The organism is Streptomyces auratus, assembly GCF_050433025.1.
In the GTDB taxonomy this organism is placed as follows: domain Bacteria; phylum Actinomycetota; class Actinomycetes; order Streptomycetales; family Streptomycetaceae; genus Streptomyces; species Streptomyces sioyaensis.
On record NZ_JBNGCB010000003.1, the window covers coordinates 1,354,019 to 1,369,506 of the forward strand.

13 protein-coding genes are annotated in these 15,488 nt (G+C 70.8%); 9 read left to right on the forward strand and 4 right to left on the reverse strand.

Features of this window, described 5'->3' with window-relative positions:
* Positions 1–163: 163 nt before the first annotated feature.
* From BKA18_RS25640 to BKA18_RS25665, 6 genes are all read left to right on the forward strand, one after another.
* Complete coding sequence (locus tag BKA18_RS25640; protein ID WP_366045400.1) at positions 164–2,032, forward strand: acetolactate synthase large subunit; 1,869 nt, start codon at positions 164–166, stop codon at positions 2,030–2,032.
* 39 nt (positions 2,033–2,071) lie between these two features.
* Complete coding sequence (ilvN, locus tag BKA18_RS25645; protein ID WP_006602925.1) at positions 2,072–2,596, forward strand: acetolactate synthase small subunit; 525 nt, start codon at positions 2,072–2,074, stop codon at positions 2,594–2,596.
* Between the two features lie 104 nt (positions 2,597–2,700).
* On the forward strand, positions 2,701–3,699 hold the full coding sequence (gene ilvC, locus BKA18_RS25650) for a ketol-acid reductoisomerase (RefSeq protein ID WP_006602924.1): 999 nt from the start codon (positions 2,701–2,703) through the stop codon (positions 3,697–3,699).
* Positions 3,700–3,959: 260 nt separating this feature from the next.
* On the forward strand, positions 3,960–5,552 hold the full coding sequence (serA, locus tag BKA18_RS25655; RefSeq protein WP_366048800.1) for a phosphoglycerate dehydrogenase: 1,593 nt from the start codon (positions 3,960–3,962) through the stop codon (positions 5,550–5,552).
* Between the two features lie 301 nt (positions 5,553–5,853).
* Positions 5,854–6,522, forward strand: a complete 669-nt coding sequence (locus BKA18_RS25660) for a PRC-barrel domain-containing protein (RefSeq protein ID WP_429638630.1) — start codon at positions 5,854–5,856, stop codon at positions 6,520–6,522.
* Positions 6,523–6,661: 139 nt separating this feature from the next.
* The gene (locus BKA18_RS25665; RefSeq protein ID WP_366048799.1) at positions 6,662–7,258 is read left to right on the forward strand and encodes a TetR/AcrR family transcriptional regulator; all 597 of its coding nucleotides are present in this window, start codon (positions 6,662–6,664) and stop codon (positions 7,256–7,258) included.
* A gap of 121 nt (positions 7,259–7,379) precedes the next feature.
* On the opposite strand, the gene BKA18_RS25670 is transcribed toward BKA18_RS25665, so the two are convergent.
* A complete protein-coding gene (locus BKA18_RS25670) occupies positions 7,380–7,931 on the reverse strand; it encodes a hypothetical protein (RefSeq protein ID WP_366048798.1) in 552 nt (183 codons plus the stop codon).
* 184 nt (positions 7,932–8,115) lie between these two features.
* On the reverse strand, positions 8,116–9,465 hold the full coding sequence (locus BKA18_RS25675; RefSeq protein ID WP_366048797.1) for a PucR family transcriptional regulator: 1,350 nt from the start codon (positions 9,463–9,465) through the stop codon (positions 8,116–8,118).
* 263 nt (positions 9,466–9,728) lie between these two features.
* Here BKA18_RS25675 and BKA18_RS25680 point away from each other — a divergent pair, with 263 nt between their 5' ends.
* Together BKA18_RS25680 and pruA are read left to right on the forward strand one after the other, a co-directional pair.
* The gene (locus tag BKA18_RS25680; RefSeq protein WP_366048796.1) at positions 9,729–10,655 is read left to right on the forward strand and encodes a proline dehydrogenase family protein; all 927 of its coding nucleotides are present in this window, start codon (positions 9,729–9,731) and stop codon (positions 10,653–10,655) included.
* A 148-nt stretch (positions 10,656–10,803) separates the two neighbouring features.
* Positions 10,804–12,444 (forward strand): L-glutamate gamma-semialdehyde dehydrogenase, encoded by a 1,641-nt coding sequence (pruA, locus tag BKA18_RS25685; protein ID WP_366048795.1) that lies wholly within the window; start codon positions 10,804–10,806, stop codon positions 12,442–12,444.
* A gap of 70 nt (positions 12,445–12,514) precedes the next feature.
* Here the strand turns inward: pruA and BKA18_RS25690 are convergent, their stop codons facing one another.
* Positions 12,515–13,171 carry a Uma2 family endonuclease gene (locus tag BKA18_RS25690; RefSeq protein ID WP_366048794.1) on the reverse strand — a complete coding sequence of 219 codons (657 nt, stop codon included), beginning with the start codon at positions 13,169–13,171 and terminating at the stop codon, positions 12,515–12,517.
* A gap of 351 nt (positions 13,172–13,522) precedes the next feature.
* Here BKA18_RS25690 and BKA18_RS25695 point away from each other — a divergent pair, with 351 nt between their 5' ends.
* Positions 13,523–13,654: a hypothetical protein gene (locus BKA18_RS25695; RefSeq protein WP_006602915.1), complete on the forward strand. Its 132-nt coding sequence runs from the start codon at positions 13,523–13,525 to the stop codon at positions 13,652–13,654.
* A 169-nt stretch (positions 13,655–13,823) separates the two neighbouring features.
* Here BKA18_RS25695 and BKA18_RS25700 read toward each other — a convergent pair whose 3' ends face one another.
* Positions 13,824–15,413: a purple acid phosphatase family protein gene (locus tag BKA18_RS25700; protein ID WP_366048793.1), complete on the reverse strand. Its 1,590-nt coding sequence runs from the start codon at positions 15,411–15,413 to the stop codon at positions 13,824–13,826.
* Between the last annotated feature and the right edge of the window lie 75 nt (positions 15,414–15,488).

Consider the following 15,488-nt stretch of genomic DNA (forward strand, 5'->3'; position numbering starts at 1 on the left):
ATTCTCGTACTTGGAAAGCGCGTCGGCTGAGGCCGGGTCACTGACGAAACCCGGCTAACCGCACCGACGCGCTCCCCTCGCTTGCCACCTGGCACGGGGGGTTTTTTGTTGCACAGCAACCTCACAAATCCGTCAAAACCCTCAGCTTCGAGAAGAGACGCAGATGACCGAGCAGGCCTCCGGGGCCCACCATCCGCAGCCGCGGGCCCGTACCTCCGGCGGACCGCAGCAGCCCGCCGTCGAGCACGTCACGGGCGCGCAGTCCCTGATCCGTTCGCTCGAGGAGGTCGGGGCCGACACCGTGTTCGGCATTCCCGGCGGCGCGATCCTTCCTGCGTACGACCCGATGATGGACTCCTCGAAGGTCCGGCACGTCCTGGTGCGCCACGAGCAGGGCGCCGGCCATGCGGCCACGGGATACGCGCAGGCCACCGGCAAGGTCGGCGTCTGCATGGCGACCTCGGGCCCGGGTGCCACCAACCTCGTCACGCCGATCGCCGACGCCCACATGGACTCCGTCCCGCTGGTGGCGATCACCGGCCAGGTCGCGTCCAAGGCGATCGGTACGGACGCCTTCCAGGAGGCGGACATCTGCGGCATCACGATGCCGATCACCAAGCACAACTTCCTGGTCACCGACCCCGCCGAGATCCCCCGGACGATCGCCGAGGCGTTCCACATCGCGGCCACCGGCCGGCCCGGCCCGGTCCTGGTCGACATCGCCAAGGACGCGCTCCAGGCGCAGACCACCTTCGCCTGGCCGCCGCACACCGAGCTCCCCGGCTACCGCCCGGTGACCAAGCCGCACGCCAAGCAGATCCGCGAGGCCGCCCGGCTGATCGTCGAGTCCAAGCGCCCGGTCCTCTACGTCGGCGGCGGGGTGATGAAGGCCGGCGCCACCACCGAGCTGAGGGTGCTCGCCGAGCTGACCGGCGCCCCCGTCACCACCACCCTGATGGCGCTGGGCTCCTTCCCCGACAGCCACCCGCAGCACGTCGGCATGCCGGGGATGCACGGTTCGGTCACCGCCGTCACCGCACTGCAGAAGTCGGACCTGCTGATCACCCTCGGCGCCCGCTTCGACGACCGGGTCACCGGCAAGCTGGACTCGTTCGCGCCGTACGCCAAGGTCGTGCACGCGGACATCGACCCGGCGGAGATCGGCAAGAACCGCGCCGCGGACGTGCCGATCGTCGGTGACGCCCGCGAGGTCATCGCCGATCTGATCGTCGCCGTCCAGGCCGAGCACGACGCCGGCCACCGGGGCGACTACAGCGCCTGGTGGAAGGACCTCAACCGCTGGCGCGACACCTACCCGCTGGGCTACGACCTGCCGGACGACGGCACCCTCTCCCCGCAGCAGGTCATCCAGCGGATCGGCGAGCTCGCCCCGGCCGACACCATCTACGCCGCGGGCGTCGGCCAGCACCAGATGTGGGCCGCCCACTTCATCGACTACGAAAAGCCCTCGACCTGGCTGAACTCCGGTGGCGCCGGCACGATGGGCTACGCCGTCCCCGCCGCCATGGGTGCCAAGGCCGGGCAGCCGGACCGTACGGTCTGGGCGATCGACGGCGACGGCTGCTTCCAGATGACCAACCAGGAGCTGGTCACCTGCGCGCTGAACAACATCCCGATCAAGGTCGCGATCATCAACAACGGTGCGCTGGGCATGGTCCGCCAGTGGCAGACCCTCTTCTACAACCAGCGCTACTCCAACACCGTGCTGCACTCCGGCCCCGAGTCCAACGGGCTCGTGACGGCGGGCAAGGCCAGCGGCGGCACCCGCGTCCCGGACTTCGTGAAGCTGTCCGAGGCGATGGGCTGTGTCGCGATGCGCTGCGAGGACCCGGCCGAGCTGGACGCGGTCATCGCCAAGGCCAATGCCATCAACGACCGCCCGGTCGTGATCGACTTCATCGTCCACGAGGACGCCCAGGTGTGGCCGATGGTCGCCGCCGGGACCTCCAACGACGAGGTCATGGCCGCCCGGGGCGTGCGTCCCGACTTCGGCGACAACGAAGACGACTGACCCAGGACGACACGGACGCACGGAAGAAGAGAGAAGACCATGTCCAAGCACACGCTCTCCGTCCTGGTGGAGAACACCCCCGGCATCCTCGCCCGGATCGCCGCCCTGTTCTCCCGCCGCGGCTTCAACATCGACTCGCTCGCGGTCGGGGTCACCGAGCACCCCGACATCTCCCGCATCACCATCGTGGTCAGCGTCGAGTCGCTGCCGCTGGAGCAGGTCACCAAGCAGCTCAACAAGCTCGTCAACGTCCTGAAGATCGTCGAGCTGGAGCCGGGCTCCGCGATCCAGCGCGAGCTGGTCCTGGTGAAGGTCCGCGCCGACAACGAGACCCGCTCGCAGATCGTCGAGATCGTCCAGCTCTTCCGCGCCAAGACCGTCGACGTCTCCCCGGAGGCCGTCACCATCGAGGCCACCGGGTCGAGTGAGAAGCTGGAGGCGATGCTCAAGATGCTGGAGCCGTTCGGCATCAAGGAACTCGTCCAGTCCGGCACGATCGCCATAGGCCGTGGCGCCCGGTCCATCACCGACCGCTCGCTGCGTGCCCTGGACCGTTCCGCCTGACCCCCGCCGCGGTGCACATGGACCGCATGGCGAGACCCACCGCCCTTCCCCGCCCCGCCCGACGTACTGTGTGGGCACCCGCTAGATCCAAGGAGAGACCCGAAGTGGCCGAGCTGTTCTATGACGACGATGCCGACCTGTCCATCATCCAGAACCGCAAGGTCGCGGTCATCGGCTACGGCAGCCAGGGCCACGCCCACGCGCTGTCGCTGCGGGACTCGGGCGTCGATGTGCGCGTCGGTCTGCACGAGGGCTCCAAGTCCAAGGCCAAGGCCGAGGAGCAGGGCCTGCGCGTGGTCACGCCGGCCGAGGCGGCGGCCGAGGCCGACGTCATCATGATCCTGGTGCCGGACCCGATCCAGGCGAAGGTCTACGAGGAGTCCATCAAGGACCACCTCAAGGACGGCGACGCGCTGTTCTTCGGCCACGGTCTGAACGTCCGCTTCGGCTTCATCAAGGCCCCGGCCAACGTCGACGTGTGCATGGTCGCCCCCAAGGGCCCGGGCCACCTCGTGCGCCGCCAGTACGAAGAGGGCCGCGGCGTGCCGTGCATCGCGGCCGTCGAGCAGGACGCGTCCGGCAAGGCCTTCGCGCTGGCGCTCTCGTACGCCAAGGGCATCGGCGGCACCCGCGCCGGCGTCATCAAGACCACCTTCACCGAGGAGACCGAGACCGACCTGTTCGGTGAGCAGGCCGTGCTCTGCGGTGGCGCCTCGGCGCTGGTCAAGGCCGGCTTCGAGACCCTGGTCGAGGCGGGCTACCAGCCGGAGATCGCGTACTTCGAGTGCCTCCACGAGCTGAAGCTGATCGTGGACCTCATGTACGAGGGCGGCCTGGAGAAGATGCGCTGGTCGGTCTCCGAGACCGCCGAGTGGGGCGACTACGTCACCGGCCCCCGCATCATCACCGACCAAACCAAGGCCGAGATGAAGAAGGTGCTCGCCGAGATCCAGGACGGCACCTTCGCCAACAACTGGATGGCCGAGTACAACGCCGGTCTGCCGAAGTACAACGAGTACAAGAAGGCCGACGAGGACCACCTGCTGGAGACCACGGGCAAGAAGCTCCGCAAGCTCATGAGCTGGGTGGACGACGAGGCGTAAGCCAGGGACAGGGGGTCGCGGCGCAGGCCGTGGCCCCCTCGTCCGTTGCGCCGCGCAGCGGCGCCTTGTCCGCCGCGTAGAACCACGCACGGGTGACCCTTCCGCAGCGGCGCAGGACGAACCCCCCACCGCCACTACACTGCAATGCACAAGCGCGTCAGGCTCACAGCGTCGTGCGTCTTCCACGCGGCTTTCCCCCTTCACCGCCTTCGGCCGTCGGGACGGCCGTCCGCGAAGGACTAGTGAGGACTGAAGACCACGTGAGCTCGAAACCTGTCGTACTCATCGCCGAAGAGCTGTCGCCCGCCACCGTCGACGCCCTCGGGCCGGACTTCGAGATCCGGCACTGCAACGGCGCGGACCGCGCCGAGCTGCTCCCCGCCATCGTCGATGTCGATGCCGTCCTCGTGCGCAGTGCGACGAAGATCGACGCCGAGGCCATCACCGCCGCCAAGAAGCTGCGGGTCGTCGCCCGCGCGGGTGTGGGCCTGGACAACGTCGACGTCTCCGCCGCCACCAAGGCCGGCGTGATGGTCGTCAACGCCCCGACCTCCAACATCGTCACCGCCGCCGAGCTCGCCTGCGGTCTGCTGGTCGCCACGGCCCGCAACATCCCGCAGGCCAACACTGCCCTGAAGAATGGCGAGTGGAAGCGCAGCAAGTACACCGGCGTCGAGCTCAGCGAGAAGACCCTCGGTGTGGTCGGCCTCGGCCGGATCGGCGTGCTGGTCGCCCAGCGGATGTCGGCGTTCGGTATGAAGGTCGTCGCCTACGACCCGTACGTCCAGCCGGCCCGTGCCGCGCAGATGGGCGTCAAGCTGCTGACCCTCGACGAGCTGCTCGCGGTCTCCGACTTCATCACCGTGCACCTCCCCAAGACGCCCGAGACCGTCGGTCTCATCGGCGACGAGGCGCTGAACAAGGTCAAGCCGTCGGTCCGGATCGTCAACGCCGCGCGCGGCGGGATCGTCGACGAGGCGGCGCTGGCCACTGCCCTCAAGGAGGGCCGGGTGGCCGGCGCGGGCCTGGACGTCTACGCCGTCGAGCCCTGCACGGACTCCCCGCTGTTCGAGTTCGACCAGGTCGTCGCCACCCCGCACCTGGGCGCGTCGACCGGTGAGGCGCAGGAGAAGGCCGGTATCGCGGTCGCCAAGTCGGTGCGCCTCGCGCTCGCCGGTGAGCTGGTGCCGGACGCGGTCAACGTCCAGGGCGGAGTGATCGCCGAGGACGTCAAGCCGGGCCTGCCGCTGGCCGAGCGGCTCGGCCGGATCTTCACCGCGCTGGCCGGCGAGGTCGCGATGCGCCTCGACGTCGAGGTGTACGGCGAGATCACCCAGCACGACGTGAAGGTGCTGGAACTCTCCGCGCTCAAGGGCGTCTTCGAGGACGTCGTCGACGAGACGGTGTCGTACGTCAACGCCCCGCTGTTCGCGCAGGAGCGTGGCGTGGAGGTGCGGCTGACGACCAGCAGCGAGTCGCCCGAGCACCGCAATGTGGTCACCGTGCGCGGCACCCTCGCGGGCGGCGACGAGGTGTCGATCTCCGGCACGCTGGCCGGCCACAAGAACATCCAGAAGATCGTCGCGGTCGGTGAGCACTCCATCGACCTGTCGCTCGCCGACCACATGGCCTTCATGCGCTACAGCGACCGCCCCGGTGTCGTCGGCACCGTCGGCCGGATCCTGGGCGAGGCGGGCATCAACATCGGCGGGATGCAGGTCTCCCGGGCCGATGTCGGTGGCGAGGCGCTGGTCGCGCTGACCGTCGACGACACCATTCCGCCGAATGTGCTCGCCGAGATCGGTGAGGAGATCGGCGCGACCTCGGTGCGCGCGGTGAACCTCGGCGACTGATCGTAGGTTTTCGCAGGTCAACGGGCCCGTATTCCGCTTCGGCGGGGTGCGGGCCCGTTGGCGTGCCGGCATCGTACGGGCGCGGCGGGGGTGCGCGACCCGGCGCCCGGTGATCTCCGACGGGTCCACCATTCACCCGAATGGCGTATCGGAGGGTGGGGGTGTGGAGGCCGGAAGCGCCGCCGTGGGACCGCCGTCGCCCCGGGCCGGCGGTCCTCCCGAGTCGCTGCGGAGGGGTGTGCGTCGCGCAATGGGTACTGCGCGTGCCCCGGCCGGTGCGTGCGGAAGGAGAGCGGACGCCATGAATGCACCTCTGGGTGACGCCCCGCAGAGCCTGACCGGTCTGCAGGTGGTCGATGCGGACGGCACGAAGGTGGGCAAGGTCCAGCAGGTCTACCGGGACGATGCCACCAACGAACCCGAGTGGATCACGGTGCGTACCGGGCTGTTCGGCATGAAGGAGACCTTCATTCCGCTCGCCGGGGCCCGCCGGACCGGCGACGAGCTGCATGTTCCGCACGACAAGCACACCATCAAGGCGGCGCCGCGGATCGACGTCGACGGCCATCTGGACCCCTCCGAGGAAGCCGAGCTCTATCGCCACTACGGGATGCCCCGGCCGGGTGCGTCCGGCCCGGGAGGACCGGAGGACGCCGCCGCGGAGGCGCCGCCGCCCGCCGACACCGCGTCCGCCCAGGGCCCGGACGCGGCGGGCACGGCGTCCGGTGCGGGCGCGGCCGGGACGAAGGACGCCGGGGCCCGGCCCCCGGCGGGCGGCGGCTCCCCGGGGCGGACGCCAGGTGAGCGCAACAAGCTGGTCGACGGGCCGCTGGCCGGGGCGGGCGCCGGGACGCGGTCGGGGCCGGGCGGCCCGGACGACAAGGACGCCCGGCGCCGCACGGAGCAGACGCCCGAGACCGACGAAGGCACGGACCCGGGAGAGGGATCCGGGCCCGACCGGCTCCGGTAACCGGGTGGGGTGCCCCGGGCCGGGGGAGCGGCGGAGGCCGCGGTCGAGCATGCGGCCTCCGCCCGCACACCGTCAGGGCGGCGCGGCGAGTGTGTACGGACGTCTCATACGTGCGTATGCGCAGCGTTAGGCTCGCTTCATGGGACACCGTGAAGATCTCCTGGAGGGCGCCAAACGCTGTCTCCTGGAGAAGGGCTATGCGCGCACCACCGCCCGCGACATCGTGGCCGCCTCCGGCGCCAACCTCGCCTCCATCGGCTACCACTACGGCTCCAAGGATGCCCTGATGCGCCAGGCGGTCATCGCGTCCACCGAGGAGTGGGGCGCGGGCCTCGCCCGGATGCCGGCCGCCGGCGACGAGGCGGAGCGGGACGCGGACCCGCTGGGCCGCTTCGCCGCGGTCTGGGACCGGGTGCTGCAACGGATCGCCACGGAACCGCAGTTCATCGCCGCACAGGTCGAGGTGCTGGGGCTGCTGCCGCGCGACGCGGGACTGCGCGAGGCCATCGGAGAGGTGCTCCCGGAGGGCGGCGAGGAACTCGTCGCGGCGTTCGAAGGGGTGCCGGACACCGAGGCCGACCCCGAGACGGTGCGCGTCGTCGGCTCCTTCTACCGGGCCCTGCTCACCGGCCTGATGGTCCAGTCGCTGCTCACCCCGGACCGGATGCCCACCGGCCGGGACCTCGCCGCGGCGCTGCGCCGGGTCACCACGGGGGACGTGCCGGGGCCGGCCTGACGTACGGCGCGGCGGGGACGCGGGCCCGGTGCCGCCGCGAAAACAGCCGCTTCGCGGCCGTCTGCCGGCCGGGCGCACCCGAGTGTCTGCGGGTGCGCCCGTTTCCGTGCCCGGGGGCGGCTCAGGAGCTGTACGAGACGGTGCACGGGCGGGCGCCGCCCAGGTTGGTGCCGTGGTAGTCGTGCGTGTCCGAGCGGGCGTCGCAGTAGCTGGTGCCGTTCCAGAAGGTGAAGCGGACCTCGGTGCTGGAGGTCCACGTGATGAAGGAGTCGTCCCAGATCGACCGGCCGGACGCGCTGGGGGCGTACACGTCGGCGGCATCCAGGGAGCCGACGTTCCACGTCTGGTCGTTATAGCCGGACTTGCTGGCCAGGAAGGTGCTGTCCCACGCTCCGGTGACGCCGCGATGGGCCTGCGTGCGGAACCAGTACGACCACTGGAAGTGGGAGCGGACGTGGCCGCAGTAGTCGTACTCCTCGGCGATCTGGCCGACGTAGGTGGTGGTGTTGGTGGTGTCGTCGTGGAGGTAGACGTTCCCGGCGGCGCCCTGCTGCTTCCAGGTGGGAGAGCAGGTGGCGGGCGCGGCGGTGGCGGCCGGGGCGGCGACGGTGAGGGTGGATGCGGCGAGCGCGGTCGCGATCAGGGCGTGGCGGATCGTGGCGAACCGGGACATGGGTGTCCCCCCGTTCGGGTGGGTGGATGCGGCGAGCCTGGCAGCCGTGGCCTGGGTGGGCAATACGCGAATCCGGACAACTGGCACGCCCCGCGTGGGCGGGGCGCCGGGAATGGTGAACCCCGTACACGAGGACGAGGACGGACCGCCCCCGGCGGTGCTGGGGCGTCTGGCTACGCCGGGCTCACAGCCGTGCCGCCTTGAGCGCCATGTGCAGCAGCAGCCGGTGCTCCCCGTCGCCCAGGTCGAGGCCGGTGAGCTTCTCCACCCGGCCCAGGCGGTAGTAGAGCGTCTGGCGGTGGATGCCCAGCACCTGCGCGGTCCGGCTCGCCTGGCCCGCGCAGTCGAGGAACACCTCGGCGGTGCGGGCGAGTTCGGCGTGTGCGGGGGTCAGCAGCGGGCCGATGACCGGGTCGGGTGCGGTCTTCGGCAGGGTGGTCAGCATGCGGTACGCGCCGATGGCGTCCCACTGGGTGATCGGGCCCAGCCGGGGCTCGGCGAGGGCCGCGCGGGCCGCGTCCAGCGCCTCCCGCCAGGTGGCCGGCAGCGCGGTCAACTCGCTGGTCCCGGCGCCGATTCCGGCGGCGCCCGGCCCGAGCGGCGCGGGCTTCGCGGTGCCGCCGCCGGCCGCCGGGCCGCCCCGCGCCGCCGCCTCGGCCGGGCTCGCGCCCGCGCGCGGGGAGCGCAGCAGATGCTCGGCCACCGCATGGGCCGGGGCGAGCGCCCCGGGCGAGCGCAGCCGTACCAGCGCGGCCAGGGAGGGGACGGCCGCCGCGGGCCGCGGTGGGTCCGTGGCGCCGCTGCCGGGACTGCCGGGCGGGGCGGCCGGTGTCCCGTCCGCGGCCGGGCCGCCTTCCGGTCCGCCGCCCGCGGGCAGGGCGCACGCGGCCAGCAGACCCGGCAGGCCCGGCAGCGGCGCGGTGTCGGTGTCCGAGGTGTCCCAGGGCAGCACCGCGACCAGGGTGAGCGGGACGCCCGGGGTGAAGCGCAGGCTGTCCCGCAGTGCATCGCGCAGCGCGGCCGCCGCGGCCGGCCGTCCGGCGGCCGGCGCATCCAGCAACTCCCGGAGCAGATCGCCGAGTTCGGACCCGGCGCGGGCCTCGTCGGCCAGCAGGGCGCCGATCCGGGACGCGGTCTCCATCGCCTGCGCGATCCGCGGGTCGGGTGGCGCGCCCCGGCCGCCCAGTTCGAGGTCGGTCAGATGCCCGTCGTCCAGCAGCCAGACATAGCCGTGCACGATGCCGCGATGGCGTACGGGCAGACAGATGCGCCCCTTGAACACGCCGGCGGCCGGGTCGGGCGGGATGCGCAGTGCCGTCTTGGCGCGGGCGATCCCGAACGCCTCGAACCAGGCCCGTACGGCCGCCGACGAACGGCGCTGCAGGATCGAGCGGGTGCGCACCGGGTCCATGACCTCGTCGTCGCTCTCATGGGCCCCGAACGCAATCAGTCCGAAATCCCGGTCCTCCAGCGTCGCCGGGGCACCGAGTGCCGCCGAGATCTCGTCCACGAGCTGCTGGTAGTCGCCCCGCATCCGCCGCCCGGCTCCTCTCCCTGTTGCCACCTCACCGGCATCACCGGCACCTTTGGACAACCGTCACACCACGGTCATCCCTGGCATCGTCTCCTTCCCCTCATTCTCATACAACTGTCTGAGATCCTGGCCACGAAGGCGTGACAGCTGTCGATGGCCGCGAAGTGGCGCGATCCTTAAATTTCAGGTGGCTCAATCTTGCCGACGTGTTCGCCCGCTCCGGGGTCCGCCCGGTACTTGTCCCCTGAATCGTGGAGGTGCCCATGCTGGGTCCCGTGCTTCTCGCCGCAGCGCGCAGCGACAGCATCCGTCGCATCGTCGCGGCCGCTCCGGTCACCCGCCCCGTCGTGGACCGGTTCGTCGCCGGTGAGCGCCTGGACGAGTCCATGGCGGCCGTGCGGTCGCTGGCCGCCCGCGGCCTGGAGGTCACCCTCGACCACCTGGGCGAGGACATCACCGACCCCGCCGAGGCGCTGCGCAACCGCGACGCCTACCTCCAGCTGGCCGCGGCCCTCAAGGAGCACGGGCTCGGCGTCAAGGCCGAGATGTCGGTCAAGCTGTCCGCTTTCGGGCAGGCGCTGCCCGGCGGCCACGAGCTGGCGCTGAAGAACATCCGGCCGGTGGTCGAGGCCGCCGCCGAGGCCGGTACGACCGTGACCCTCGACATGGAGGACCACACCACGGTCGACTCCACCCTCGCGATCCTCGCCGACCTGCGGGAGCTGTTCCCGCAGACCGGTGCGGTGCTGCAGTCCTACCTGTTCCGCACCGAGGACGACTGCCGTGCGCTCGCCGGGGAAGGCTCCCGGGTGCGGCTGGTCAAGGGCGCGTACAAGGAGCCCGCGAGCGTCGCCTTCCAGGACAAGCGGGAGGTCGACAAGGCTTATGTGCGCTGTCTGAAGATCCTGATGGCGGGGGAGGGCTACCCCATGATCGGGTCGCACGACCCGCGGATGGTGGCCATCGGCCAGGAGCTGGCGCACCGCAACGGGCGCAAGCCGGCCGACTACGAATTCCAGATGCTGTACGGCATCCGCGAGGGGGAGCAGCAGCGGCTGGTCGCCGATGGGCACCGTATGCGGGTGTACATCCCCTATGGCACCGACTGGTACGGATATTTCATGCGCCGGCTCGCCGAGCGCCCCGCGAACCTCGGATTCTTCTTGAGGTCGCTGGCGACGCGAGGCTGACCGCCCCGCGAAGGGCGGCGCGGGTGGATGCTGGAAGCCCGGGGTGTGCACCCGGACGGCGCCGCCCGCAGCCGCCCACCCGACGCGGCCGCGGCCGCACCACGACGTACGACAACCGACGAGCGAAATCGAAGGAGACACGGCCGCTATGGACGCTGTGACCCAGGTCCCCGTGCCGGTTAACGAGCCGGTCCACACCTACGCACCCGGCAGCCCGGAGCGTTCCCGTCTGGAGGCCAAGCTCAAGGAGCTGGCCGGCAACCCGATCGAGCTGCCGATGACCATCGGCGGTGCGCGCCGGATGGGCGGCGGCGAGCGCTTCGACGTCGTGCAGCCGCACAACCACTCGGCCCGCCTCGGCACGTACGCCAACGCCACGGTCAACGACGCCCAGGACGCGGTCGACGCCGCGCTGGCCGCCGCCCCGGCCTGGCGCGCGCTGTCCTTCGACGACCGCGCCGCGATCATCCTGAAGGCCGCCGACCTGCTCTCCGGCCCCTGGCGCGAGACGCTGGCCGCCGCCACCATGCTCGGCCAGTCCAAGACCGCCCAGCAAGCCGAGATCGACACCCCCTGTGAGCTCATCGACTTCTGGCGCTTCAATGTGCACTTCGCACGCCAGATCCTCGCCGAGCAGCCCCCGGCGAACTCCCCGGGCGTCTGGAACCGCTCGGACCACCGCCCCCTTGAGGGCTTCGTCTACGCGATCACGCCGTTCAATTTCACCGCGATCGCCGGCAACCTCCCGACCGCGCCCGCCCTCATGGGCAACGTCGTGGTCTGGAAGCCGTCCCCGACGCAGACCCTCGCCGCCGTGCTGCTGATGCAGCTGCTGGAGGAGGCCGGGCTGCCCAAGGGCGTCATCAACCTCGTCACCGGCGACGGCAAGGACGTCTCGGAGGTGGCGCTGACCCACCCCGACCTGGCGGGTATCCACTTCACCGGCTCGACCAAGACCTTCCAGCACCTGTGGAAGACGGTCGGCAACAACATCGAGAACTACAAGACCTACCCGCGGCTCGTCGGCGAGACCGGCGGCAAGGACTTCATCGTCGCCCACCCCTCGGCCGACCGCTCCGTGCTGAAGACCGCCATGACCCGTGGCGCCTTCGAGTTCCAGGGCCAGAAGTGCTCCGCGGCCTCCCGGGCCTACGTCCCGGCCTCGCTGTGGAACAGCGGCCTCAAGGAGGAGTTCGCGGCCGAGGTCGACGGCCTGTCCATGGGCGACGTCTCCGACCTGTCGCACTTCATCGGTGCCGTCATCGACGAGCGCTCCTTCGCCAAGAACAAGGCGGCGATCGACCGCGCCAAGGCCGACCCGACGGTCGAGATCGTGGCCGGCGGCACGTACGACGACAGCGAGGGCTACTTCGTCCGCCCGACGGTCCTGGTCTCCACCGACCCGGAGAACGAGATCTTCAAGGACGAGTACTTCGGCCCGATCCTGGGTGTGTACGTCTACGACGACGAGTCCGAAGAGGGCTACGACGCGATGCTCACCCAGATGGAGTCCGCCTCGGCGTACGGCCTGACCGGTTGCGTCATCGCCCAGGACCGTGCCGCGGCCGCCGCGACCTGCGAGAAGCTGCGCTTCGCCGCGGGCAACTTCTACATCAACGACAAGCCGACCGGCGCCGTCGTCGGCCAGCAGCCCTTCGGCGGCGGCCGCGCGTCCGGCACCAACGACAAGGCCGGCGCCAAGCAGAACCTGATGCGCTGGACCTCCACCCGCTCCATCAAGGAGACCCTGGTCCCGCCGACGGACTACCGCTACCCGCACATGGGCTGACCCTCAGGCGGTACGTTCGCCGACGGCCCGGCTCCCCTCTCCCCAGGGGCGCCGGGCCGTCGGCGTTGCGTCAGGCGTCGCGTGGAGGTCCGGTGATCGCCTCGCCGATGGTGAAGCCCTTGGCGGGGCCTTCGGGGATGATGACGTCGATGCCGTAAGCCACGCAGTGCGCGTCCGTGTAGACCGCCTCGTCGGGGCGGGGCGTGCTGAGCACGGTGACCGTGCCGTGGCCGTCGTGGTCGTCGATGAGGACGTAGACGGGGATGCCGGCACGGGCGTAAGCGCGACGCTTGCGATCCCGGTCACGTTCGACGCCGTCGTGACCGGGAGAGACCACCTCGACGATCAACTGCACGGCGGAGGCTTTGATGCCGATGCCGTCGTCGGTGATGTGCTCCTCGGGGTCTTCGGGCGCGACGAAGCAATCGGGGATCCAGACCTTGCGGTCGTGGACGACGTAGATGTCCTGATACGCAGCCCACTCCCCCCGGTCCAGGTGCTTGTCGATGGCGCGACGGAGCCGGTTGGCGATCTGACCGTGTGCGAAGCGACCGGTGGGCGACACCTCGATGAACCCCTCGATGATCTCGGCGCGAAGGCCCTCCGGGAGTTCCATGGCTTTCCATGCCTGCCACAGGGCTTCGTCCAGGTCCGGTTCGGGCGTCGCCGCCTCCGGTGTCGTGGTCTCCGACGCCGTCACGGGCGCCTCCTGCGCGAGCGCGGTCATGGTGTAGCACCTCCTCCTCAGTCTGGGCGGGCTCGGCCTGGTGGCACAAGCGACACCGCCAAGCTAGGGAGCCGGGCACGCCCTCGACCTGCGAATGTCCGGGGATCACTCGTTCGAGCACGCCCCCGCCGTCTCAGATAGTAGGAAGCCCAAGTAATTGTGCAGACATCACGGCCGAGCTGTCTTAGCGTTGTAGGAAGCCGAACGTCCCGCTCCATCGAGCGGAGGCGGATGCGGCCCGGTGCATGGCGCAGGTGACCCCTGCGGCGCCGAGGCCCCCGCCCCTTCCGGCCGCTTCTGGATCGACGCATCCCATTTGTTCTCGGGGCTCTGGCATTGGAGACGTGAATCATGGCCGAGACTGCCGTCCGCAGGACCCGTCACTCCGTCCGGACGACCAACGACGCCGACCGCCGCAACGCGGCGGCCGCCCTCCAGCGTGCCCTCGACCGCCGGGACAACGGCGGCTCCACCGGGCACTGAGATGCTCCGCGTGCGAAGCGGGTCCGTGCCGACCAGGTCGGCCTCGATGCCCTGCCGCTGCTGCTGGCGGATCCGGCTGTCCGTGGCCCGCTGGCTCTTTCTCTCCTGACCGCCCCGCCCGCCCGGGGCGCCCGGATCGCGGGCGCCCCGGCGCGAGGTGCGGACCGGCTCACTGCGAGCGGGTCACCTCGAAGTGGTCGATGCGCTCGCCGGATTCGGCGAGCGCGGTGACCTTCATCCGCGGGCGGTGGCCCGGCGAGACCTCGACGGCGAGGAAGGAGTAGCCGGTGTAGCGGACCCGGGACCACTCCACGGTCTCCTTGGTCTTCACCTGGCCCTTCGACCAGTGGTACGTGTCGACGTGGTCGACGTCCTTGACGTGGCCCTCGTAGCTGTCCGGCACGGGGAAGTCGTACAGGGCCCGGCCCGCGCCGCCGGCGGTCACGTACACCAGGCCCTCCTGTGCCGTGTCGACGCTCTCGCCGACCGGCATCTTCTTGGTGACCCGGCCGCCCTTGAGCGCGTCGGTCCGCTCGTAGACGTGGTTGTGGCCGTTGATGACCAGGTCGACCTGGTGCTTGTCGAACAGCGGCAGCCAGGCGTCGCGCACCCCGCCCTCGGAGGCGTGCGAGTTGGTGGTCGAGAAGGCGCAGTGATGGAAGAAGACGACGAGGAAGTCGATGCCGTCCGTGCCGCGCAGTTCGGCCAGTCTGCGGTCCAGCCAGCGGGTCTGCCGGCCGCCGGTGTAGCCCTGGTTGGCGGGGATCTCGTACGAGATGTCGTTGGCGTCCAGGGCGACGACCGCGACGTTGCCGTAGGTGAACGAGTAGATGCCGGGGGCGTTTTCGGCGTCGGGGCCGTTGCCGGGCAGCGTCCAGCGGGCGTTCTGGCCGCCGTAGCCGTGGGGGGAGTACCAGGCCTCCATGTCGTGGTTGCCGGTGGTCACCATCCACGGCACGGACTTGGCGACCGATTCGGTCTGGGCGAGGAACTGGTCCCAGACGCGGGCGTCGTAGGTGTCGTGCTCGGAGCCGTCGCCGTCTGTGTCCGCGTAGCAGATGTCGCCGGCGTGCAGATGGAAGGACGGGTCCTGACCCAGGATCAACTGGTCGTTGGCGAGCGCGTGGTAGCTCACGCCCTGGTCGCCGAAGGCCGTGAAGACGAACTTCTCGGCCCGGGCCGGGGCGGTGCGGAAGGTGCCGACGGTGGAGAAGTGCCGGGGCCCGGCCGGGTCGAAGCCGTCGTGGCCGACGCCGTAGTAGTACGTCGTCCCCGGCTGCAGCCCGTCCAGCGCGGCGTGCAGGTAGTACTGCTGCACGGCCGGCAGCTTCGCGGACAGCGACGGGGTGTGCAGCGGGCGCACCTCGGCCTCGATCTTGCGCCCCAGGTCCCAGGGCTGCAGGCCGACCCGGACGTACGGCCGCCGGACCGCGAGCGGCACCTGCCAGCTCACCCGCAGTTGGCTCGTGGGGTCGGCGCCGAAGGCGAGGTGGCGGCCGAAGGGGGCGACGAGGGATCCGTCGACGGGGGCGGTGGCGGAGGAGGCGAGCAGGGTGGGGGAGGAGGCCTGGGCGGAACCGGACAGCAGACCGGAGCCCGCGACCACTCCCGCGGTGGCGGCCGAGGTGCGCAGCAGGCCCCGGCGGGTCAGCTTCGTACGGAGGTAGTCGTGCTGCTCGGGCATGCTCATCCGGGCCGCCAGCTGCTCCGGTATGCCGAGGTGCGGGGTGTGCGAGGGCTGCGGGGCGGTACCAGTCATGCCGCCGAATGTCGCAGCATGATCCAACCGCCGTGGGGACGCGGGGTGAACGGCAGCCGGCGGGCCGTCCACATG